The sequence below is a fragment of the Cloacibacterium sp. DMC96 genome (assembly GCF_056313765.1).
Map to the genome: position 1 here is coordinate 88,738 of NZ_JBQUZQ010000002.1, position 24,844 is coordinate 113,581.

16 protein-coding genes are annotated in these 24,844 nt (G+C 33.4%); 10 read left to right on the forward strand and 6 right to left on the reverse strand.

Annotation, left to right across the window (positions count from 1 at the left end):
- The first annotated feature begins 46 nt into the window (after positions 1–46).
- Entirely contained in the window at positions 47–1,285 is a 1,239-nt protein-coding gene (gene rocD / locus ACT53I_RS09230; protein ID WP_476079440.1) for an ornithine--oxo-acid transaminase, read from the forward strand.
- A gap of 31 nt (positions 1,286–1,316) precedes the next feature.
- On the opposite strand, the gene ACT53I_RS09235 is transcribed toward rocD, so the two are convergent.
- Positions 1,317–1,661, reverse strand: coding sequence for a phosphomannose isomerase type II C-terminal cupin domain (locus tag ACT53I_RS09235; RefSeq protein ID WP_213196828.1), 345 nt, complete (start codon positions 1,659–1,661; stop codon positions 1,317–1,319).
- Between the two features lie 110 nt (positions 1,662–1,771).
- Between ACT53I_RS09235 and gltX the strand changes: the two genes are divergently transcribed.
- Positions 1,772–3,283 carry a glutamate--tRNA ligase gene (gene gltX / locus ACT53I_RS09240; protein WP_476079441.1) on the forward strand — a complete coding sequence of 504 codons (1,512 nt, stop codon included), beginning with the start codon at positions 1,772–1,774 and terminating at the stop codon, positions 3,281–3,283.
- Between the two features lie 52 nt (positions 3,284–3,335).
- Complete coding sequence (locus tag ACT53I_RS09245; RefSeq protein ID WP_476079442.1) at positions 3,336–4,292, forward strand: acetyl-CoA carboxylase carboxyltransferase subunit alpha; 957 nt, start codon at positions 3,336–3,338, stop codon at positions 4,290–4,292.
- Between the two features lie 35 nt (positions 4,293–4,327).
- On the opposite strand, the gene ACT53I_RS09250 is transcribed toward ACT53I_RS09245, so the two are convergent.
- On the reverse strand, positions 4,328–4,903 hold the full coding sequence (locus ACT53I_RS09250; RefSeq protein WP_476079443.1) for a DUF6759 domain-containing protein: 576 nt from the start codon (positions 4,901–4,903) through the stop codon (positions 4,328–4,330).
- Between the two features lie 122 nt (positions 4,904–5,025).
- Here ACT53I_RS09250 and tsf point away from each other — a divergent pair, with 122 nt between their 5' ends.
- The 6 genes from tsf (at position 5,026) to ACT53I_RS09280 (ending at position 17,780) form a co-directional block, all read left to right on the forward strand.
- Positions 5,026–5,850, forward strand: a complete 825-nt coding sequence (gene tsf, locus ACT53I_RS09255) for a translation elongation factor Ts (RefSeq protein WP_069798828.1) — start codon at positions 5,026–5,028, stop codon at positions 5,848–5,850.
- A gap of 107 nt (positions 5,851–5,957) precedes the next feature.
- Positions 5,958–8,987, forward strand: coding sequence for a choice-of-anchor L domain-containing protein (locus ACT53I_RS09260; RefSeq protein WP_476079444.1), 3,030 nt, complete (start codon positions 5,958–5,960; stop codon positions 8,985–8,987).
- A gap of 47 nt (positions 8,988–9,034) precedes the next feature.
- Entirely contained in the window at positions 9,035–13,207 is a 4,173-nt protein-coding gene (locus tag ACT53I_RS09265; protein ID WP_476079445.1) for a T9SS type B sorting domain-containing protein, read from the forward strand.
- A gap of 18 nt (positions 13,208–13,225) precedes the next feature.
- A complete protein-coding gene (locus tag ACT53I_RS09270; protein WP_476079446.1) occupies positions 13,226–15,775 on the forward strand; it encodes a T9SS type B sorting domain-containing protein in 2,550 nt (849 codons plus the stop codon).
- A gap of 90 nt (positions 15,776–15,865) precedes the next feature.
- Complete coding sequence (gene guaB, locus ACT53I_RS09275) at positions 15,866–17,326, forward strand: IMP dehydrogenase (RefSeq protein WP_069798834.1); 1,461 nt, start codon at positions 15,866–15,868, stop codon at positions 17,324–17,326.
- 82 nt (positions 17,327–17,408) lie between these two features.
- On the forward strand, positions 17,409–17,780 hold the full coding sequence (locus ACT53I_RS09280; RefSeq protein ID WP_424308179.1) for a DoxX family membrane protein: 372 nt from the start codon (positions 17,409–17,411) through the stop codon (positions 17,778–17,780).
- A gap of 19 nt (positions 17,781–17,799) precedes the next feature.
- On the opposite strand, the gene ACT53I_RS09285 is transcribed toward ACT53I_RS09280, so the two are convergent.
- The 3 genes from ACT53I_RS09285 to ruvC all read right to left on the reverse strand — a co-directional run bounded on the left by ACT53I_RS09285 (position 17,800) and on the right by ruvC (position 20,921).
- Positions 17,800–19,035, reverse strand: a complete 1,236-nt coding sequence (locus ACT53I_RS09285) for an L-lactate MFS transporter (RefSeq protein ID WP_461377019.1) — start codon at positions 19,033–19,035, stop codon at positions 17,800–17,802.
- 83 nt (positions 19,036–19,118) lie between these two features.
- On the reverse strand, positions 19,119–20,210 hold the full coding sequence (locus tag ACT53I_RS09290) for a DUF4407 domain-containing protein (RefSeq protein ID WP_476079447.1): 1,092 nt from the start codon (positions 20,208–20,210) through the stop codon (positions 19,119–19,121).
- Positions 20,211–20,366: 156 nt separating this feature from the next.
- Positions 20,367–20,921 (reverse strand): crossover junction endodeoxyribonuclease RuvC, encoded by a 555-nt coding sequence (ruvC, locus tag ACT53I_RS09295; RefSeq protein WP_476079448.1) that lies wholly within the window; start codon positions 20,919–20,921, stop codon positions 20,367–20,369.
- Positions 20,922–21,010: 89 nt separating this feature from the next.
- Here ruvC and ACT53I_RS09300 point away from each other — a divergent pair, with 89 nt between their 5' ends.
- Complete coding sequence (locus ACT53I_RS09300; RefSeq protein WP_476079449.1) at positions 21,011–23,743, forward strand: M16 family metallopeptidase; 2,733 nt, start codon at positions 21,011–21,013, stop codon at positions 23,741–23,743.
- Positions 23,744–23,781: 38 nt separating this feature from the next.
- Here ACT53I_RS09300 and ACT53I_RS09305 read toward each other — a convergent pair whose 3' ends face one another.
- Positions 23,782–24,834, reverse strand: a complete 1,053-nt coding sequence (locus ACT53I_RS09305; RefSeq protein WP_476079450.1) for a hypothetical protein — start codon at positions 24,832–24,834, stop codon at positions 23,782–23,784.
- Positions 24,835–24,844 lie beyond the last annotated feature (10 nt).

The following is a 24,844-nucleotide window of genomic DNA, read 5'->3' on the forward strand; positions in this document are numbered from 1 at the left end:
ATTCTAAAATTAAAATGTAAATTTGTAAAAATTCAATAATACATTTATGTCTACAAAAAACGCTCAATATTATATAGATTTAGAAGATAAACATGGTGCTCACAACTATCATCCGCTTCCTGTTGTATTAGAAAAAGGTGAAGGTGTATATGTTTGGGATGTAGAAGGGAAACAATATTTTGATTTTCTATCAGCATATTCTGCAGTAAATCAAGGACATTCTCACCCAAAAATTGTAAAAGCACTTACGGAACAAGCTCATAAACTTTCTCTTACCTCTAGAGCGTTCTACAATTCAAACTTAGGAGAATACGAGAAAAAAATCACTTCTCTTTTTGGATTTGACAAAGTTCTCCCGATGAATTCTGGTGCAGAAGCAGTAGAAACTGCCATTAAACTCGCTAGAAAATGGAGTTACGAAGTGAAAGGGATTAAAGATGGTTATGCTAAAATAATCGTTTGTGAAAACAATTTCCACGGAAGAACTACCACGATTGTTTCTTTTTCTAATGACAAAGATGCACACAATAATTACGGACCATTTACACCCGGATTTTTAAGAATTCCTTATAACGATATTGAAGCACTAGCCAAGGTTTTAGAAGATGAAGCAGAACACATCGCCGCATTTTTAGTAGAACCTATTCAAGGAGAAGCTGGTGTATATGTTCCAGATGAAGGATATTTAAAAAACGCTTCAGAATTATGTAAAAAACACAATGTTCTTTTCGTGGCAGACGAAGTTCAAACAGGGATTGCTAGAACAGGAAAATTAATCGCTTGTCACCATGAAAATGTTCAGCCAGATATTCTTATTTTAGGAAAAGCACTTTCTGGAGGAATGTATCCAGTTTCTGCTGTTTTGGCAAATGATAACATTATGCAAGTTATTCATCCTGGTCAGCATGGTTCTACTTTTGGAGGGAATCCATTAGCTTGCGCAGTTGCAGTAGCTGCCCTTGATGTAGTAGAAGAAGAAAAACTATCAGAAAGAGCAGAAGAATTAGGGAAATTTTTTCGTGCTGAAATTCAGAAAATTATTGCAAAGACAGATTTGATTTATCACGTAAGAGGAAAAGGTTTATTGAATGCTATTTTGGTGAATGACACTCCAGAGTCACCTACTGCATGGAATCTTTGCATGCAATTTGCAGAAAATGGTTTATTAGCAAAGCCTACTCATGGTAATATTATAAGACTTGCTCCACCATTGGTGATTACCAAAGACCAACTGTTAGAATGTGTTGCCATTATAGAAAAAGTAATCTTGAATTATAAAAAATAAAAAAATCCCGAGTATTTCGGGATTTTCAATTTTAATTTCTTTCGTAATCGTCTTCTATTCTTACGATATCATCTTCGCCAAAATAAGTTCCAGTTTGTACTTCTACAAAAACCAAAACTTTATCACTGCGATTCTCTATTCTATGTTTAGCTCCTTGAGGAATAAAAATACTCTGCCCATATTGTAAGAAATTTTCTTCGCCATCTAATACTACTACCGCCTCTCCTTCTACGATTGTCCAAAATTCTTGACGATGATGATGGTATTGATAAGAAAGTCTTTGATTAGGCAAAACTTCTATTCGCTTTAATTTAAAATTAGGCTCATCTTGCAATACAAAATATTTTCCCCAAGGTCTTTCTCCAATTTCTAGCATACTTTTAAATTTAAATTAGAATGCAAAATTAAGAAATAAAAATTTTAGGTACTGTATAATAATCAGAAAACTATAAAAATCGTAAATTTGCAACTTAAAATTTCTAAAAAATGAGCAAAGTAAGAGTGCGTTTTGCACCAAGTCCAACCGGACCTTTACATTTAGGTGGAGTAAGAACAGCGTTATATGATTATCTTTTTGCCAAAAATCAAGGCGGAGATTTCGTGCTGAGAATAGAAGATACAGATACAGCAAGATATGTAGAAGGTGCAGAAGAATACATTATGAAAGCTCTAGAATGGTGCGGTATTATTCCAGATGAATCCCCAATTCATGGAGGAAACTACGGACCTTATAGACAGTCAGAAAGAAGAGACATTTACGACAAATACACCGCAGAAATCTTGAAAACAGATTATGCGTACATTGCTTTTGACACTCCTGAAGAATTAGAAAAAGTAAGAGCAGAATACGAAGCAAAAGGCGAAGTTTTTTCATACAATAATTTCACCAGAAATAGTATGAGAAATAGTCTTACACTTTCTGAACAAGAAACTCAGGAACTCATCAATCAGAACGTTCCTTATGTAGTAAGATTTAAAATGCCGATTGATAGAATTGTAAATTTAGAAGACATCATCAGAGGAAAATCTTCTGTAAACACCAATACTTTAGACGATAAAGTTTTAGTAAAAAATGATGGAATGCCAACTTATCATTTCGCCAATATTATAGACGACCACGAAATGGAAATCACACACGTAATCCGTGGTGAAGAATGGCTTCCTTCAATGCCTTTACACATTTTATTATATGAAGCAATGGGTTGGAGCGCTCCAGAATTTGCCCATCTTTCTTTAATTCTAAAACCAGAAGGAAAAGGAAAATTAAGCAAAAGAGACGGCGCAAAATTTGGATTCCCAGTATTCCCGATGAATTTTTATGACGAAGCAACTGGCGAAACGTATAAAGGTTACAAAGAAGAAGGCTATTTGCCTGAAGCTTTTATAAATTTCTTGGCACTTTTAGGCTGGTCGCCTTCAGATGATAAAGAAATCCTAAGTCTAGAAGAAATGGCTGCAGAATTTGATTTGCATAAAGTTCACAAAGCGGGCGCAAGATTTTCTAAAGAAAAAGCAGAATGGTTTAATCATCAATATCTTCAAAAACAGCCTAATGAAGAGCTTTTAGAAGGTTTTAAAAATTTAGAAGAAACCAAAAACATCAATCTTTCAGACGAAAAATTATTAAAAATCATTGGCTTAATGAAAGAAAGAGCCACTTTCGTGAAAGATATTTATGCTCAAGGAAAATTTTTCTTTGAAGCACCTGTTGCATACGATGAAAAAGCAGTGAAAAAAGCTTGGAATGAAGAAACAGCTTCCATCATGACAGAACTTTCAGAAAAATTAAACACTACAGAATTTAAATCCGAAATTTTGAAGGAAGAAATTCATCATTTAGTAGAAGAAAAAGGTTTAGGTTTTGGAAAAGTTATGATGCCACTTAGACTCGCTCTAGTAGGGGAATTAAAAGGACCAGACGTGCCAGATTTATTAGAAATTTTGGGCAAAGAAGAAAGTTTAACAAGGCTAAAATTAGCCATAGAAAAAATAAAATAATTCTTTCAAACAAGAAATTTTACTACATTTGGAGGATTAATTCTAAACAAAAATGGAATATTTAGATTTTGAATTACCAATTAAGGAGTTAATGGAACAATACCAAACTTGTTCTTTAGTTGGTGAAGAAAGCGGTGTAGATATGAAATTGGCTTGCAGCCAAATTGAAGACAAAATCATCGAAAAAAAGAAAGAAATCTACGGAAATCTTACGCCTTGGCAAAGAGTTCAACTATCACGTCATCCAGACAGACCCTACACATTAGATTTTATTAATGGAATTGTAGACAAAGATAGTTTTGTAGAATTACACGGTGATAGAAATTTTGCTGATGACCCTGCAATGGTAGGTGGTCTTGCAAAAATAGACGGTCAAAGTGTAATGATTATCGGAACTCAAAAAGGAAGAACTACTAAGGAAAGACAGCGCAGAAGATTCGGGATGAGTAATCCTGAAGGTTACAGAAAAGCGCTTAGATTAATGAAATTGGCAGAAAAATTCAGAATTTCTGTTGTTACTTTCATTGACACTCCTGGAGCTTATCCTGGTTTAGAAGCCGAAGAAAGAGGTCAAGGTGAAGCCATTGCTAGAAACATCTATGAAATGTGCCAAATGAAGACGCCTATTATCACCATTATCATTGGAGAAGGTGCTTCTGGTGGTGCTTTAGGAATTGGTGTAGGAAATAAGGTATACATGCTAGAAAATACTTGGTATTCTGTAATTGCTCCAGAAAGTTGCTCTTCTATTTTATGGAGAAGCTGGGAGCACAAAGAAACTGCTGCCAATGCATTAAAACTTACTCCACAAGATATGCTAAAAGAAAAAATCATTGATGGTATTATAGAAGAACCTCTTGGTGGAGCTCATTACGACCCTCAAATAGCTTATAATAATGTGAAGAAAAATATTTTAACCAATATCAAATCTCTCAAAAATTTCACTGGTGATGAATTAGTAAATCATAGACAAGAGAAATTTATTGCAATGGGTAGATTTGTAGGTTAATTTTTCTAAAAATATTGAAATAAAAAAGTCAGAAATTATTTTCTGACTTTTTTTGCTGCATTCAAGTTGATTTCTATATCTTGAGTAACATTTTTTACAGATGCGTATTGCGCATTACAAATCATCGTGGTAATTCTGTACGTTCCTTTCTGCACCATAATATAATTTTCACCCATTTTAGGAACATCTAGATTATAGAATTTTTTTCCTTCGAATTTTACAATGAGGTTACATTCAGATTTATTTCTAATCAAAACGTAAGCATCTTTTTTATTGGGGTCATTATTAAATAAATGCGTAAGAACTTCGGCAGTACGTTTTGCTTTAGCATCTGGTTCTCCTTTCGCCTCACTTTTTTCTACCTGTTTTTCTAATTTCTCGGTATTCAACGGTTGTATACTCGGTTTAGCGGCTGCATTTCCACTCCCAGTCATACTGTTTAGCTTTCTTTGAAGAAAAGGAGTGTTTTTATTATTAGGATACTTTTTAATAAATTCTGCAATCACATTAGGGTCTTTACTCAGCATCGCTTTGTCTAATTCCTGAGAAGTTTGCGAAAACAAAAAGGTGGAAAAGACTAGCAAAATAAGAAGTAAAAGTTTGTTTTTCATTTCAGTTTATTATCAATTATTTTTAGAAATATAACGCAAAAACCCTATTTTTAGTTTACACGAAATTTCATATCTTTGCAAATCAAAATTTATACCACAATAATAAACAAAAAATTTCAATTATGTATACACCAGTTGCTGCAGACGTAGCTAAACTTAGAAACACAACAGGTGCAGGTATGATGGACTGCAAAAAAGCGCTTACAGAAGCTGAAGGAGATTTCGAAAAAGCTATTGAAATCCTTAGAAAAAAAGGACAAAAAGTAGCTGCTAACAGAGCAGATAGAGAATCTACAGAAGGAGCTGTAATTGCTAAAGTAAATGCTGACCACACTGCAGGTGTTGTAATCGCATTAAACTGCGAAACTGACTTCGTTGCTAAAAACGAAAGCTTCGTAAAATTAGCTCATGATTTCGCTGAAAGAGCGCTTAATTTTGACTCTAAAGAAGATTTCTTAGCTTCTGACTATAATGGTATTTCAGTTGCTGAAAAATTAATTGAACAAACAGGAGTAATCGGTGAGAAAATTGAAATCGGTGCTTTTGAAAAATTAGCAGGTGATTTCGTAGGTTCTTACATCCACGCTGGTAATAAAATTGCTACGCTTACTTCTCTTTCTGCTAATGTAGAAGGTGCAGAAGATGCTGCTAAATCTGTAGCAATGCAAGTTGCTGCTATGAACCCAATCGCTTTAGACGAAACTCAAGTTTCTCAAGAAGTTATTGACAGAGAATTAGAAATCGAAAGAGATATCTTAACTAAAGAAGGAAAACCTGCAAACATTATTGACAATATCCTTAAAGGAAAAATGCAGAAATTCTACAAAGAAAACACTTTAGTACACCAAGCTTTCATTAAAGATGGAGGTATGTCTGTAGCTGATTTCGTAAAATCTGTAAACGGAGATTTAAAAGTAACAGGATTCAAGAGAGTTGCTCTTTCTTAATTCTTTTTAAATACTTAACTCATAAAAAACTCTGTAAGAATTTCTTACAGAGTTTTTTTATGCATTATTGATAATAATAAAGTAAATTTGCTGTCCATTTTATAAAAATGAATTCGTCTAAGAATCTTAGTTTCATATTATTACTATTCATCACGTTCATTAATGCTCAATACATTAATGTAAACACTTCTTTCACGGCAAATGACTTAGTGGATAAACTTATTGGCACCAATAACACTTGTTTATCTGTGTCTAATGTTTCAGTAACCGGTTATAATTCTGGCGGAATAAAAAGTTATGGATATGTAAATGCCAATAGTTCTGGATTCGAAATTAGCGAAGGAATACTTCTTACTTCTGGAGATGCTGCCAATTCTCCTGGTTCATTTACAGGAATTCAAAGTTTTGGAAATAATTCTGGATGGAATGGAGACAATGATTTAGAAACTGCTGCAGGAATTTCTAATACTACCAATGCTACTATTTTGGAATTTGATTTCATTCCGAATACTAATAAAATTAGTTTTGATTACATGTTTCTTTCGGAACAGTATTTAAGACAAGGTGATCCTGGAACTTGCGGTTATACAGATGGATTTGCATTTTTAATTAAAAAAACTACAGACTCCAATTATAAAAATTTAGCTCTAGTTCCTAACACCAATACCCCTATCACTTCTGAAACGGTAAGAGGACCAGGTGGAAGATGCCAAGAAAGCAATTCACAATATTTTGGACATTACAATCCCAATGGAAGTCCCACAAGTTTTAACGGACAAACGGCCATTCTCACCGCAGAAACAGACGTAATTCCCGGCACTAAATACCACATAAAACTCGTGATTGCAGACCAAGGAAACGGTTTATACGATTCTGGAGTGATTCTAAAAGCTGGAAGTTTTGTTGGCAGTAAAGATTTAGGACCAGACAGATTGATTTCAACCAACAATCCGCTTTGTGAAGGAAGTACTTTAACTTTAGATGCTACTGTTTCTGGCGCAACGTATCAATGGTATCAAAACGGAAATATATTAATTGGAGAAACTTCTGCAACTTATACTGTAACTTCGGAAGGCAGATATGAAGTGAATATTTCATCTTCTAGCTGTAATTTAAAAGGCTCTATCACCGTAGAATACATTGAAAAAGCTAAAATAGCCCCAAAAACTTTCACGAATTGCGATATTAATTTTGACGGAAATATCCCAATTAAATTAGATGACTTAAATGCTACTATTATTACCAATTACAAACCAGAATTTGTAGTCAAATATTATCAAAATTTAACAGACGCTACTCTTGGCAACGCCAATACTTTGCCCAATAATTGGTCATACAATACAGGCATCACCATTTATGTAAGGGTAGAAAATGGTGTTTGCGCTCCGGAAATTCAACCTATTCAATTTATTTTCGGGAATAAAATTTCAGTGACTAATTATTCTACCACGATTTGTGATGCTGATTTTAACAATACAGAAGCGGTAAATTTAGCGACTTATTTGCCTCAACTTACATCAGAAACTGGATATACACACCAATTCTACCTCACCAAAAATGATGCAGATTTAGAACAGAATCCTATTGCTTCTTCACAGAATTTAACCTCAATTACTACTTTCTATGTAAGAATTAAAAAATCTGGAATTTGTGATAATATTGCTGCTCTTACACTTAATTTCGGGCAACCTAATAAATCTACTACACTTCCAGCACAAGTTACCGTCTGCGAAGGAAGTACTACAATTTTAGATGCAGGAACTGGTTTCTCTTCTTATCTATGGAGCAATGGAGCCACAACTCAAACCATTACTGTAGGAAAAGGTGATTATTCTGTAGTGCTGACTTCTCCAAATTCGTGTACTTTTACTCAAAATGTAAAAGTTATAGAATCTCCAAAAGCGATTGTAGATATTTCTAAATTCAATACTACCATTTGTGACCAAAATTTAGACGGAACCATCGAAGTAAATCTCAACAATGTTACTTCTGCAATTCTTCTAAATCCTGGAATCTATCGAGTTAAATATTACGCAAATATTACCGATGCAAATGCTGGAAACGCGAATTTTTTAAATAATTCTTGGTCATTTTCTACAGACACTACTATTTTTATAAGGGTAGAATCTGATTATTGTCCTGCTCAGATTTATCCTCTAGATTTTAAATTTGGGAATAGAGTAACTGTCTTAACTTCTACTCTTTCTCAAGAGGTTTGTGATGATGATTTAGATGCTATAAAACCTGTGAATCTTAAAACATTTGAGTCTTTCTTTAACACAGATAGCACCGTTTCCATCACTTATTTTAACTCTGAAAATGATGCGAAAAATAATGCCAATCCTATTTCGAGCACTCAAAATATTACTTCAACAGGAACTTATTTCTTAAGATTCGAAAAGTCAAATTCTTGTCCGAATTGGGCAAAAGTTACCGTAAATATTAAAACACCAAAAGCTTCAACGACTCTTCAAAATGTAGAAATTTGTAAAGATGCAACGTATACTTTAGATGCAGGAACTGGCTTTGACAGTTATAAATGGAGCACTGGTGAAACTTCCCAAATGGTTACCAAAGGAATTGGGGAATATTTTGTTGATTTAGAATCTAATGGTTGTATTTATAGACAAAATGTGAAAATCATCGCTGCGTCTGAACCTACTATTGACAGCGTGATAGAACAAGGAAACAGCATTACTGTAAATGTTTCTGGTGGAACTGCGCCTTATGAATATTCTTTAGACCAAATCAATTGGCAGACTTCTAATATTTTTTACAATCTCAAGAGAGGCGTTCAGAAAGTATACGTAAGAGACAGTAAAAAATGTACCATTAAAGAATATGAATTCTCCATCATTAAGCTACTTAACGCCATTACTCCAAATGGAGACGGATTAAATGACGTCCTAGATTACTCAGATTTACGAGTGAAAAAAGAGGTGAAAATTCTCATTTTTGACCGTTTTGGAAAGAAAATTTTCAGCAATGAAAATTCTACTAGCTACATTTGGGATGGAACAGAAAACGGAAGGCCTCTTCCTAGTGGTTCATATTGGTACATTCTAGAATGGACAGAACCTGATACCGGCATTAAAATAAATAATAAAGGTTGGATTCTTCTAAAAAATAGAAATTAAAATTCTCCCGAAAAAAAACATTACATTTGTTAAGTTTTTTTTAACAAATGAAGAAATTATTTACTTTTTTACTATTCTTATTTTTTATCACGAAAAGTTTCGCTCAATTTGATACAGAACATTGGTTTGCACCAATGGCAGATGCATCTAATGGTTCTGAAGCTCAACAATATATTTATGTTTCCACTAATGAAACTACTCCTTTTAAAGTAGACATTTACAACAATAATATCGTCATAGGAACCATAAACAATCTGAGCAAAGGAAGTCCTCAGAAATTTTCTATTCCCAGAGAGTATATTATCACCAGTGATAATACAGAAATCAATGCAAAAGCTACTCTAGGTTTACATCTAGTAGGAGAAAAAAAATTCTTTGCCAATCTAAGATTTTCTGTCTTTAACCATGCCGAAATTCTCACTTCTAAAGGTAAATCTGCATTAGGAAAAAACTTTTATATAGGAATGGGAGAACAATACCTTCCTAATAATGTAGCTAATAGAAATGGTTTAAACGCTATAGCGAGTGTAATCGCTACAGAAAACAATACTTCGATAAAACTTAGTGGTTACAATAAAGATGTTATCTTTTCAGACGGAACTACTGATGATGAAAAAACCATCATTCTTAATAAAGGTGAATCTTATATTTTTGAAACTCGTGTTTCTGATGCAACTGCCAATTTAGATGGTCTTATTGGTGCAAACTTGTCAGCTGACAAACCAGTTTCGGTGACCAATGGAAATTTCCTTAGCCTTGCAGAAAATAAAGCGAATTATGATATTTTAATGGACCAATCTGCACCTACAGACAGATTAGGGACAGAATATGTAGTGCTAAAAGGTAACGGAACTGCAAATGGATTAACCAATGGTTACACAGAAAAATCTCTTGTTATTGCCACAGAAGATAACACTGAAGTTTACGTAAATGGAGCCAATACTCCTATTACTACTCTTAGCAAAGGACAATTTTATTTCATAAGAGGAAATTTTTATAATCCTAGTGGCAACATTTATAACTTGTATATCAAATCTACCAAGCCTATTTATGTATATCAGTTTTTAGCAGGAACTGATGGAGCCGATGGAACTCCAGAATTTGCAACGGGCGGTTTTAATTTTATTCCAGCACTTAGCTGTTATCTTCCGAGTAATATTGATGAAATTGGTTTTGTAAGTGAAATGCCATATCGCTCTTATTTTGAAAATTATTATAACACAAAACTCAATATTATTACCGAAAAAGGAGCAACTGTTTCTATCAACGGAACTCCAATTAACTCCAGCTTTGGACCATTTGCGTTAAGTGGAAACTCTGCTTGGGAAACTTATGTAGTTCCCAATGTTTCGGGAAATGTTACTATAAAATCTACTAGATCTGTTACTGCAGGAATTGCTGCTGGTAATGGTGCAGTAGGTTACGGTGGTTATTTCGCAGGATTCAATTCCGTTCCCATTATTTCCAAAGGAGGCGATTGCGAAAAAGGAAATGTAACATTAGAAGTAGACAATACTTATGATGGGTATCAATGGTATTATAACGGTAATCCTTATACAGGACCTGGAGCAAATACCTACATCATCACTCCTACAGAAAGTGGAGATTACTACGTAAAAATTACCAAAGCCAGTTGTGGAAGCCTTGACTCTCCTATTTTTAAATTTCAAAGATGTCCTTTTAAAACGACGTTAGCGATAGAAGTAAGCGACTGTGCTCCTACCTATAAAATCACTCCTAAATTTTCTACATCTACCCAAACTATAGATATTAGCTCTATAAAAATTACAAAAGCCCCATCTTACGGAACCGCTACTATAGATGCTACTACAGGCGAAATAACTTATACTTTAACGGATACTACTGTAATTTCAGATACTTTTACCTATTCTTTTTCTGGCACAGACCCTAATTATCCAGATACAGAATTTGTAACAGTAAATATTATTGTCAATAGATTAAAAACCATCACTGGTGAAGCGCTTGCTTGTATTAAACCCGATAAAACAGGGGATTTTGACCTTACACAAGCCAAAGTTTCTAATGACACCAACATTACCAAGGTAGAATATTTTGAAAATTATGATGCCGCAACGAAAACGTTCTCTAATCCTATTGCCAATTTCACCAGCTATAACTCTATCCCAAAAACGATTTATGCAAAAGTGACAAACAGCTATGGTTGTACAGAAATGGCAGAGATAAATTTGAATTTTTATCCTATTCCAAATATTGATACGCTAAAATTTGATTCTACTTTATGCGATACTGATTTTGACGGACTTTACGAACCTGATTTCGATGAAATTTCTAAAACCATTGTAAATAATTCAGCAGATTTTGACATTTATTATTTTGACAACCCTGGATTTAATTTCCCTGCGTTACCAAAAAATTGGACTTATACTACATCAACCCGAGTTTACATTTTAGTAGCTTCTAGAAATGGCTGTACCAATGCAACTGGCTTTTTGGATTTTAAAATTGGAAACAAACTTTCAGTTACAGACGCTACTTCTCAAATTTGTGATGGTGATTTTAACAATACAGAAGCGGTAAATCTAGCGACTTATTTACCTCAACTTACCTCAGAAATTGGATATACACACCAATTTTATCTTACCAAAAATGATGCAGATTTAGAACAAAATCCTATTGCTTCTTCACAGAATTTAACCGCAACTACTACTTTCTATATAAGAATAAAAAAATCTGGAATTTGTGATAACATTGCTGCTCTTACGCTTAATTTCTGGCAACCCAATACATCTACTACACTTCCAGCACAAGTTACCGTCTGCGAAGGAAGCACCACAACTTTAGATGCAGGAACCGGTTTTACTTCTTATCTTTGGAGCAATGGAGCTACAACTCAAACCATTACTGTAGGAAAAGGTGATTATTCTGTTGTGCTGACTTCTCCAAATTCGTGTACGTTTACTCAAAATGTAAAAGTTGTAGAATCTCCAAAAGCCATTGTTGATACTTCTAAATTCAATGCTACCATTTGTGACCAAAATTTAGATGGAACCATCGAAGTCAATCTCAACAATGTTACTGCTGCAATTCTTCTAAATCCTGGAATCTATCGAGTTAAATATTATGCAAATATTACCGATGCAAATGCTGGAAACGCGAATGTTTTAAATAATTCTTGGTCATTTTCTACAGACACTACTATTTTTGTAAGAATAGAATCTGATTATTGTCCTGCCCAGATTTATCCAATGGATTTCAAATTTGGGAATAGAGTAACTGTCTTAACTTCTACTCTTTCTCAAGAGGTTTGTGACGATGATTTAGATGCTATAAAATCTGTAAATCTTAAAACATTTGAGTCTTTCTTTACCACGGACAATAGCGTTTCCATCACTTATTTCAACTCTGAAAATGATGCGAAAAATAATGCCAATCCTATTTCGAGTACACAAAATATTACTTCAACAGAAACTTATTTCTTAAGATTCGAAAAGTCAAATTCTTGTCCGAATTGGGCAAAAGTTACCGTAAATATTAAAACTCCAAAAGCTTCTACTACTCTTCAAAATAAAACAATTTGTAAGAATACAACTACTGTTGTAGACGCTGGTACTGGTTTCACCTATTACAAGTGGAGCAACGGAACTGAAGGTGCTACATTACAAACCGCTACTTATGGAGTAGGAACGCATTATGTAGAACTTACTTCTACAAATGGTTGTGTTTACAAGCAATCTTTTACGATTTCAGAAGCAGTAGACCCTGTAATTGACAGCGTGATAGAACAAGGAAACAGCATTACCGTAAATGTTTCAGGAGGAACTGCACCTTATGAATATTCTTTAGACCAAATCAATTGGCAGACCTCGAACATGTTTTATAATCTGAGATATGGTATACAAAAAGTCTACGTAAGAGATGCATATGTCTGTACACCTGTTGAATATGAATTTACCATTATTAATATTATTAATGCCATTACTCCAAATGGTGATGGAATAAATGACGTCTTAGATTACTCAGATTTACGAGTGAAAAAAGACGTGAAAATTTCTATTTTTGATAGATTTGGGAAAAAAGTGTACTCTAGTGAAAAACAATCCAATTACATTTGGAATGGAACAGAAAACGGAAGAAGTATTATCACGGGAACATATTGGTATGTTTTAGAATGGATAGAGCCTGACACCAACACTAAGGTTACTTATAAAAACTGGATTATTGTAAAAAACCGAAATTAATTTTCTTATCTTTATCGAATGATTAGAAAATTTATCATATTCTTCATCTTTTTTACTTTTTCAGCAATTCCTGTCAAAGCACAATTAGATTTAGAACACTGGTTCCCTCCTTTTTTTCAAAGTGTGAGTGGAACTGCTATTTCTGAGATTAAAATATATCTTTCTACAGATAAAACTCAACCTTTTAAAGTTAATATTTACAATCATAATCAACTTATAGATTCTGTAACATTAAGCAATGCTCAGCCTATAGAATACACCTTAAAAGATGATTCTATGATAAGAACCAATGTAGCAAAAAGAACCATGTCTGCTACTACCATGGGAATTTATATTGCAGGAGAACAAAGTTTCTATGCAAGTCTTAGAGTACAAGATACCTATTCAGAAATTATGGCTTCCAAAGGGAAATCAGCACTGGGAAAAGAATTCTATGTGGTAAATGACCAAGTTCTTCTGTATGAAAGTCCAAACGAACCGCCGAACACTTTAAATGCTCCCAAAATGAACTATCAAGCTTCTATTTTGGCAACAGAAGATAATACTAAAATTAAAGTATTTAATTATAATAAAAATTTAACTTTTACAGATGGGAGCACAGATGACATTACAAATATCATTCTAAACAAAGGAGAAGCTTACATTATCGCTGCACTTAAAAAGGATAATAAAGATCCAAATCCTCCACATCCTGTATTAGATGACAATGACCCTAATTTAATAGGTGCAAAAATTATTTCTGACAAACCTATCGTTGTAAATAATGGTAATTTTTTAAGTCAAGATATTGGAGATTCAGGTGGTAACATTAATTTAGACCAATCAGTTCCCACAACCAAGATAGGAAAAGAATATTTCGTAGTAAATGGAATGACTGTAGTAGAAGCTTCTATGGAAAAAGTAATCATAGTAGCTACTAAAGATAATACGGAAGTTTTTTTTAATAATGAAACCAAATCTACCGTTACTTTAAATGAAGGAAAATATTTTTTAGGCCCATTTCCTAATAAATTTTTACCTGGTAGCGAACAAACTTTTGTAAATGCAGAACCTAAACAAGTGCCTACAAAAGGAATGTATATAAGAACTTCTAAGCCTGCCTATGTATTTCAATTAATTGGAGGATATAACGATATGCCGAAAGGTCCAGTTACTCCACAAACAGGCAAAACCAGTGGAATGACATTTTCTTATCCTTTAGATATAGACTATTATCCACACGAAAAACCAAACCTTATCCAAGTACCATCCGTAGAAAGAATAGGCAAATTTCGTAATGATGTAAAAATCACGGTAAAAAGTCCTGAAGCTGCAAAAATCTATGTGAATGGCTTTCCACTTCCTAGTGGTTCTGAGATGCATGGAAAAAATGGATGGAAATATAATACTCTTTTATATCAAGTAGGAGATGTTAATATCAGTTCTGACAAATCTCTAAATATAGATGTAGTAGGCGGAAAACCTTTCACAGGTTTTGCAAGTAGCTATACTGGATTTTCTAATGACCCTTATATCACCAAAAATGGAAGATGTATTGAAGAAACCGTTATCCTCTCTGTAAGCAATATAAATTTTGAGAAAATTCAATGGCAACTAAATGGCATAGACATACCTGGAGCCAATTCTCCTACATTTTTACCATCTTTAGCGGGAACTTATAGATGTAAACTTATTTATGCTTATGGTGACTTTTCTTATTTTACAAATGAAATCTTTGTAGACAAATGTCCTTATCTAGTAACCGAAAAAATAATTGATAATATCTGTTCAGGTAAAGATTTTACAATACTACCACAATTTAGTCCTCCGAATACCAAGTTTGAAGTAATAAAAACAGAAATCATCACTCCGCCAATTCAAGGAGAAGCAAAAGTGGTAGATACCGATATTTCAGTAAAAATTTCTGAAAGTTTTTCTGGCGAAAACAGAATTGTATATAAAATAACTGCAGATAATGGATTTTATGAAATTATTACTGCAAAATTTAAAGTATATGAAGCGCCAAACTTTCCAATTCTTTCACCTATAGACCCAATCGGAATTGATAAAAATAAATTTATTTATAATTTATTACAGTCCACTGTTCTGAATGATGATAATTCTTTGAGTTTAAAGTTTTACAAAACCAATACAATCAATGCCTCTAATGAAATTTCTTCGCCAAAAAATTTCATTACTACTCAAAAAAGTGTTTTTTTAAAAATCACCAATACTAATAACTGTTCCAAAATAGTTGAAGTTAAACTAAACCAGCCTGAATTACCTCCAACCAATGTTCCAGATACAGCTGAATTCCCTAATACTTTTACACCTAACAATGATGGATATAATGATTTTTGGAACTTCCAATCTTTAGAAAACTATCAAGATTTACAAGTAATGATTTTTGATAAACATGGCAGCAAAGTATATCAATATACAGTAGGAAAACCATTTTATTGGGATGGAAAAGATTTATCAAATAGAAAATTACCTACAGGAACGTATTGGGCAATTCTAAAAGGAATAAACCCAGAAAAAAACGAAATCCTTAATAAATCAATGTGGATTTATCTTAAAAATAGATAAAAGCTTCCTAAAATTTAGGAAGCTTTTTTATTAAGAAAATTTAATTTTCATGATTAAAAAAAAACGTTTAATTTTGCAAAGAAAGTAAAGATGTCTATTCACAACAAAATCGTAGAAACCGCCATCACCTTTGATGATGTGCTTCTTATCCCTTCTTACTCAGAAGTTTTACCCAATCAAGTTTCTCTTAAATCTAGAATTTCAGACAAAATCACGCTCAATGTTCCTATCGTTTCCGCGGCGATGGACACCGTTACAGAAGCAGATTTGGCGATTGCTATTGCCAGAGTTGGAGGTTTAGGTTTTATTCATAAAAACATGCCTATTCCAGAACAAGCGGCACAAGTAAACCGTGTAAAACGTTCAGAAAACGGAATGATTGCTGATCCTGTTACGCTTTCTAAAGATCATACTTTGGCTGAAGCCAAGGAACTTATGGCGAAATATAAAATCTCTGGACTTCCAGTAGTAGATACAGACAATAAATTAATTGGAATCATCACCAATCGTGATGTAAAATATCAAGAAAATCTTTCTGCAAAAGTAGAAGAATTGATGACCAAAGAAAATCTTATCACTTCTGATAAATCTACCAACTTAGAGCAAGCCAAAGAAATTTTGCTTAAAAACAGAATAGAAAAACTTCCGATTGTAGATTCAGAAAATCATTTAGTAGGATTAATTACCATAAAAGATATAGACAATCAATTAGAATATCCTCAAGCCAATAAAGACCAAAACGGAAGATTAATCGTAGGAGCTGGAGTTGGTGTAGGAGATGACACAATGACTAGAGTTGCAGCATTAGTAGAAGCTGGTGTAGATATTATCGCAGTAGATTCAGCGCATGGTCATTCTAAAGGTGTTCTCGATAAAATTACAGAAATTAGAAATGCTTTTCCAGATTTAGATATTGTAGGCGGAAACATTGTTACTGCAGATGCAGCCGAAGCTTTAATCAAAGCTGGAGCAAATGTTCTAAAAGTAGGAGTAGGTCCTGGTTCTATCTGTACTACCAGAGTTGTAGCGGGAGTTGGCGTTCCTCAACTTTCGGCAATTTATAACGTTTATGAAAAAGCTAAAGAATATAATGTAGCCGTAATTGCAGATGGTGGAATTAAACTTTCTGGTGATATTGTAAAAGCCATCGCTTCTGGAGCTGGTGCAGTAATGCTCGGTTCACTTTTAGCAGGAACGGAAGAAGCGCCAGGTGAAGAAATTATTTTCCAAGGTAGAAAATTCAAATCTTATCAAGGAATGGGAAGTCTTTCTGCCATGAAACGTGGTGGAAAAGAAAGATATTTCCAAAGTGAAGCCAAAAAATTCGTTCCAGAAGGAATTGAAGGAAGAGTTCCATACAAAGGAAAATTAGAAGACGTTATCTTCCAATTAACTGGTGGAATTAGAGCTGGAATGGGCTATTGCGGAACAAAAGATATAGAAACTTTACAAAAAGACGGAAAAATGGTGATGATTACAGGTTCTGGATTGAAGGAATCTCATCCTCACGATGTAATTATCACACAAGAAGCTCCGAATTATTCACTATAATTCTTAGAAACTTTAAAATAGAAATCTCTCAAAAATTTTGAGAGATTTTTTTATATCTTTACTTCACATCAAATTAAATTATATGAAAACAGTTTACAACATTTTATGCATTCTCTTCGGAGTGGGAATGATTATTTTCGGGGCAAATAAATTTTTCAACTTTATGCCAACGCCAAAACTAACTCCAGAACAACTAGAAATGTTCAATGCTTTTGGCAAAATTGGTTGGTTAATGCCTCTCATTGCGATTACAGAAATTGTAGGAGGACTTTTAGTATTACTTCCAAAAACAAGAGCAGTTGGTGCATTAGTTATGTTACCAATTATTATTGGAATTTTAGCGCATCATTTTCACCATGATCCTGCCGGAATTGTTCCAGGATTGGTTTTCGCTGTAATTTTACTTTGGATTTTGTGGGAAAATAGAAAAAAATACAGTCAATTGATGAACTGATATTCTAAAGCTCAATTTTTTATTGAGCTTTTTTATTTTTCACAAAAAACGATAATCCAATTCCCAAAGCTATTAAAACCAAAGCTACTTTATAGGCATATAGTCCTGCATCTTCAGAGAAATGGTCTTTCATGTAAGCGGTGATTTGTGGGCCTAAAATTCCACCAACTCCCCAAGCTGTAAGTGCTGCTCCGTAAACTATCGGCATCAGTTTTGTTCCAAAAAAATCTTTAATTAAAGATGGTAAAACGCCGAAACCTCCTCCATAATTAAGTAAAATCAAACAAACTCCTACAGAAAATAAAATGGGTGATTTAATAAAAATTAAAGAAGCAAAAACGCCCATTTCTATCAAAAGTAATAATCTGAAAGTGGTTACTCTTCCTAATTTGTCTGAAATACTTCCCCAGAAAAATCTTCCTAAACCATTGAATAATGCACTAATTGCAATTAAAGTAGCTCCACTTTTTTCTAGCGTTGCGGTGTCTATATTTACGTTTTCGGCTTTCAATAAGTCTTGCAATAAAGGTGATTGAAACGATATAAAAATCATTCCTGCAACTACATTAAACATGAAAATCAACCAAATGAAAATAAAATTGGGAGAGAGAATTTCTTTAGTAGCACTTAATTTTTCGGCTGAAATTTCTGTCGATTTTTCTTCTGTTGGCAAGTTCAGAAAATTGGCAAAAAACGGAAGAAGAACCAAAAGAGTAATCCCAATTGCAAGGAAAGTTTTGGCTAAATCTTTTTCAAAATATTCTAAAAATATTGGCGCGAGAAGTTTTGACATGAGTAAAGCGCCCAATCCAAATCCCATTACCACCATTCCAGTAACCAAGCCTTGTTTGTCTGGAAACCATTTAGAAACCGTAGCAACTGGTGTTACATAAGCCAAACCTAAACCAATTCCGCCCACAATTCCATACCCGAAATACAGCAACCACAAACTTTCGTTTTGCAAAGCGAAATAAGATATGATATAACCAAAAGCGTAGAGAAAAGCTCCTATTAACGCTAATTTTCTCGGCCCAAATTTCTGTAAATTTTGTCCGCCCCAACTTGCAGTGACACCCAACATAAAAATGGCTAAACTAAATGCCCAAGCTGTTTCTGAATTGCTCCAACCAAAAGTTTCGGAGACGGTTTTCTGGAAAAAACTCCACGCGTAAACTGTTCCTAAACATAGATGCACTAAAGTCGCCATTACGGCAATAAACCATCTTTTTCCCGAATTCTGCATAGCACTTTTCATATATAATTTGACGATGCAAAATTATCACTTGAAAAAACTTCCAGAAATTTTATGCGGCTGAATTATCGCAGGTTTTCGAAATTTTATTTCCCCAGATTATTTTTAAAATCGTCTATTCTAAAATCGGTAGCAGCATTTCCTTTTTCTATTTTTTCTTTAGAATATAGTCGGTAATCGTTTTCGGTTTTGTCGAGAAGATAATCATAAGGTCCAACTGAAGAAATTAACTTCACCAAAACAGGCGAAATTTCTAGCGTAATAAACATCATCATAATGAAAAATGATGCAAGAGCCATGATAGAATTAGTATCTCCCAATTCAGAAAGCGCTTGTAATCTCGCAGCAAAACCATCAAATTTATTTTCTGCTTGTTCAGAATTTTTCTGTTCGGTTTGTAGATTTTGATACACTCCAGAAATTTGAGAATCCAGATATTTCAATCTCGGCTCCATTTGTTTTTGGTAATTTTCTAAATCTTTTCTGCGCTGTTCTTTCAATTCAGATTTTCTTTTAGCATTCGTTCCGAAGCCTACTTTTCCTGAAGTTAAACCCGTTTTTGTTCCTAGAATTTCTTTTTCTAATTCCAACGTAGCAGAATCATAAGAAGCTTGATAAGTGGCAATTTGTTTCTGAATCTTCTGTTTTTCTTCTGCAAAAGGACCAGATTGTTGCAAAATTCTACCGTTCATGGTTTTCTGCAATTCGGTTTTATTTCTTTGAATAATGGTATTGAGTTGTTTATTGACTTCTTTTTCAAAAATTTTCAATTCTAAAGGCTTTGAAATCACAATTCCAAGAAAAGTTGCCAAAATCAAACGCGGAACTGCCATGAAAAACTGATTCCAAAAACTACCCGTTTTTTTGATGGAAGAGACAATATATCTATCGAGATTAAAAATCATCAATCCCCACAAAATCCCAAATCCAGTCGAAATCCAAACATCTTCAAAAACCGTAAACATGGCATAACTTGCAGAAAGTGTAGCAAAAACTGCGGTAAAGAGAACAATTCCGCCAATTCCTGCGTATTTATTCCATTCGCTAGGAGATTTTTGTAAAATATGTAGATTAGAACCAGAACACATCATCAGAAATTTCTGAAATCCGTTCATTTGGTGATACATTCCGTTTTTGGTTGGGATGTTTTTATCTGGAGTTTGCGTTTTATTTTCCATAGGAATATTTTTTGATTGGTCGAATAATAACGCAACAATGTTACGAATAGTATTAGGTTTTACACAGTAAAATACTTGTAAAATCAATTTACAATTTTAAATTATTGAATTACAGTAAACTAAAATTTAATTTTACAAAATTTAGAAATCTGAAAATTACTTAATTCTATCAGGATTTTGTTTCAAAAAACTTGCCCAACCCGTGTAATTTTTATCATTTTCAGGTTTTCCCAAATTGAAACTATGACAAACCGCCACTGCTAAACCATCAGAAGCATCAAGATATTTGGTAGGAAATTCTTTCATCGCAAGAAGATTTTGTAGCATTCCTGCTACTTGTTCTTTGCTCGCATTTCCGTTTCCAGTAATCGCCATTTTCACTTTTTTGGGAGAATATTCGGTGATGGGAATATCACGGTGAAGACTTGCAGCCATTGCCACACCTTGTGCTCGTCCTAGTTTGAGCATAGATTGTACATTTTTCCCGAAAAATGGTGCTTCTAGCGCAACTTCATCTGGATGAAATTCGTCTATTAAAGCTAAAGTTTTGTCAAAAATCCTTTTGAGTTTCGTTTCATGATTGGGTTCTTTTTTCATTACCAATTCATCTATGGCAATGAGTTTCATTTTTCCTTTATATACAGAGATAATCCCGAAACCCATTACAGAAGTTCCTGGGTCAATTCCCAAAATGATTTTTTCTATGTTCATTGATGCAAATTTATTAATTAATTTGTAACAAATGTTGTAACTTAATAGTCTTATTGTGAAGGACTTTTTTAACCTAATAATCAAATTTTATGAAAAAACTTCTTTTAATGACTGCAATGAGCTTTATGCTAGGAACTTCCGTTTCTGTATTTGCTCAAAAAGCTAGTTCTCCTAAATTCTTATCTAATATTGAAGGAATAAAGGAATACGCTCTTGACAATGGCATGAAAGTGCTATTAATTCCTGATCAATCTCAGAGTAACATGGTGGTAAACATTGTTTATAATGTAGGTTCTAAAGATGAAGGGTATGGAGAGAAAGGAATGGCTCATTTATTAGAACACATGCTTTTTAAATCTACCAAAAACCTTGGCGATATAAAAAAACAATTGACTGATAAAGGTGGAATTGCTAATGGCACCACTTACTATGACAGAACAAATTACTACGAAGTTTTCCCATCGAATGATGAAAACCTAAAATGGGCAATACAAATGGAAGCAGACAGAATGCTTAACGCAACTATGCTTCAAAGTGATTTAGATAAAGAGTTTTCTGTAGTAAGAAACGAATTCGAGATGGGAGAAAATAGTCCGACCAGAGTTATGATGGAGGGTGTTTTTTCTAATGCATATATGTGGCACAATTACGGAAATTCTACTATTGGAAGCAAAGAAGACATAGAACGTGTAAAAGCTGTAACTCTTAAAAAATTCTACGAAAAATATTATCAACCTGATAATTCTACATTAATTATTGCAGGAAAATTTGATGAAAATAATGCTCTAAAATACATTAGTGATTATTTTTCAGTATTACCAAAACCAGCAAGAGAATTAGGAGGAACTTATACTGTAGAACCTGCCCAAAATGGCGAAAAATATTTTGAAATCAGAAGGAATAATGAAAGTCAAATTGTAGCTGTAGGCTATCATACTCCAGCTTATGCAGACAAAGATTATGCTGCAATAGAAGCATTAGGCGAAATTCTTACGGCAGACCCTTCTGGTTATTTGTATAAAAATCTAGTAGAAACCAAAAAAGTATCTTCCATTTGGAATTATCTCCCTACACTTAGGGATCCTGGTTTAATGTATTTCAACTTTGATGTTTCTAAAGACAAAAATCTAGACGAAACTACACAATTAGTGAAAACTGAACTTGACAAAATTTCCACCATCAAATTTACAGAAGACGACTTAAAAAGAGCAAAAGCTAAACTTCTAAAGAATATAGAAAATTCTAAAAATAATACCATCAATTTTGCAATTAACTTAACTGAAATTATTGGTGCTGGAAACTATAAACTTGCTTTTCTTTACAGAGATAATGTAGAAGCGCTTACTCTAGCAGACGTTAATAGAGTGGCTCAAAAATATTTTAAATCTAACAATAGAACTATAGGTATTTTCCGTCCTTCTGCTAATGAAGAAAGAGTGTTACCCGCAGAATTTAGAGACAACCAAATTGCGGCTCTTACCAATAATTACAAAGGAAAAGCGATAGAAAAAGAACCTGCACCTTTTGAAGCCAGCATTGCAAATCTTAAGAAAAATCTTACCGAAGGTAAACTTTCAAACGGGATGAAATATGGCTTAATCAACAAAGAATTAAAAGGTGATAAAGTACAAGGAACTTTCCGTTTTATGCTAGGAAACGAAAAAGATTTAGTAGGAAAAGCAGAAGTTGGAAGTCTTTTTGCAAATTTACTGAAAGCAGGGACTAAAACCAGAACCAAAGAGCAAATTCAGGATTTATTAGACCAAACAAAGTCTAACCTATATTTCAACAGCTACGGACAAAATCTGTACCTTAGCTTCTCTACTTACAATGAGCATTTTCCTAAAATTATGGAATTGATTAAGGATATTTTAAACAATTCTACTTTCCCTCAAAATGAATTAGAAAAATCTGTAACCGAAACCAATACTTGGCTAGAAGGACAAATAAAAGATCCACAAGCTATTGCACAAAATGAATTACAAAGATTAGCCAATCCATATTCTAAAACAAGTATTTTCTATACTCCAAGTTTACAAGAACAAATAGATGATTATAAGAAAGTAACAAGAGAACAAGTAGTAGATTTTTACAAAAACATTTTTGGAACGAGTAATGGTTACGGAACTATCATTGGTAGTTTAGACAAAAATGTAGTTGCTAAATCTTTAGAAAATGTTTTCGGAAAATTAGTGGCTAAATCTAAATTTGTAGAAGCAATGCCAACTTATTTTGAAACTCAAAAAGCAGACAAAAAAATAATAACTCCAGACAAAGAAAATGCAGTAGCACTTGGAACTTTAAGTCTTAAAATGAAACAAGACCATCCTGATTATGCAGCTTTAACAATGGCCAATGAAATTCTAGGAAGTGGAGGTTTCCTTACTGCAAGAATCCCAACTCGTCTTCGTGAAAAAGAAGGAATTTCTTATGGAGCTGGTTCTTTTATTGATGTTCCTCTTAACAATGACGTAGCTTCTTGGGGCTATTATGCGATTCTAAATCCTACAAAAAGAGATGCTGTAGAAAATGCTTTGAAAGAAGAAGTCGCAAAAGCTTTGAAAGACGGATTTACACAAGAAGAATTAGATGCTAATAAGAAAAGTTTTTCTAACCAAAGAACTACAATGTTAGGCATGGAAAATACTCTTGTGAATTTGGTAAATACTAAATTACAGTATGGAATTTCTCTAGATAATTTTGATGATGTAAATACAAAAATTCAGGCATTAAAATTAGATGAAGTAAATGCAGCTCTTCGAAAATATATTTCTCTAGATAAACTTACTTCAGTGTATGCCGGAGATTTTAACAAAAAATAAATTCTAAATAAAAAACCGAACGTCTTAGTTCGGTTTTTTTATTTTTTTATGTTAGAATTTTTATAATTTCTAATCACAAAATTGAGTCCAGATTCTAGAATTTCGCCCATAGATTCACATTTTTTGAACTGAATGCTATAAGTAAGTTTGTGCAATCCTGCTTTCAATTCTTCTACATGTTCTGGTTTAGAAATCTCATCTCTTTTCATAATTTCTAGCAAATGAGGCAACCTTCCGTCTGTACTGGCGCGTTTTGCAATGGCAGAACGAACTTCTTTTCGGTATTGTTCGATGGAATTAGGTTTAAGTCTATCATAAACCATTTCTACCATTTTTTTATTTTCTTTGAAATATTGAGGCAGATAAATTTTGAGATTTCCTTCATAGCATTGTTGGTCAAAATCAATCGGACGAATTCTATACACTACTTGGTCAAAATCATGCGTAGGAATCACAACGTAATTGTAAGAACGCATATCTCCGAGTAAACCGATGAGACATCTTTCGTTAAATTTCACAAATTCTTTGGCAATTTGAGCTTTTTCTTGAGGTGAACATTGGTCTAAATGTTTTTCTATAAAAACATCTCCAGGAATTCCTAAAATATGTTCTTCTATTAAAGTGTCTTTATACAAAAGAAAATTGATACGATTTGGTGAAAGAATTTCTTCTAGTTCCAAACCATAAATTCTTGAAGCATCAGCTTTTTTAATATAAAAATTGGTGTAATTATCATTCAGAATGTTTCTCACTCTAATTCTGAACGGTTTAGAATTTCCAAACGTACAAAAATGAATAGAATCTACCTTCAAAAAAGGGAGTACATCGACATCTCCATCAGAATGTAAAAGCGTGTAAATTTTGTTGAGATTGGCTTCGATTTCGGCGTGTTCAAATTCAGGGTAATAAACATTAAGCCAAAGTGTATCCTTGCCATCTTTATCATGAACGGGCATATAATCTGAAAAACGCAATAAATCATCATAATAAAATCTGATATTGGTAAGTCGATGATTTTTTTCCAAATAATCCATCAATTCTGGATTTACGGGATACATTGGTTTTCTGAATTCTATTTTTACGTCTTTCATCCTCCTGAAT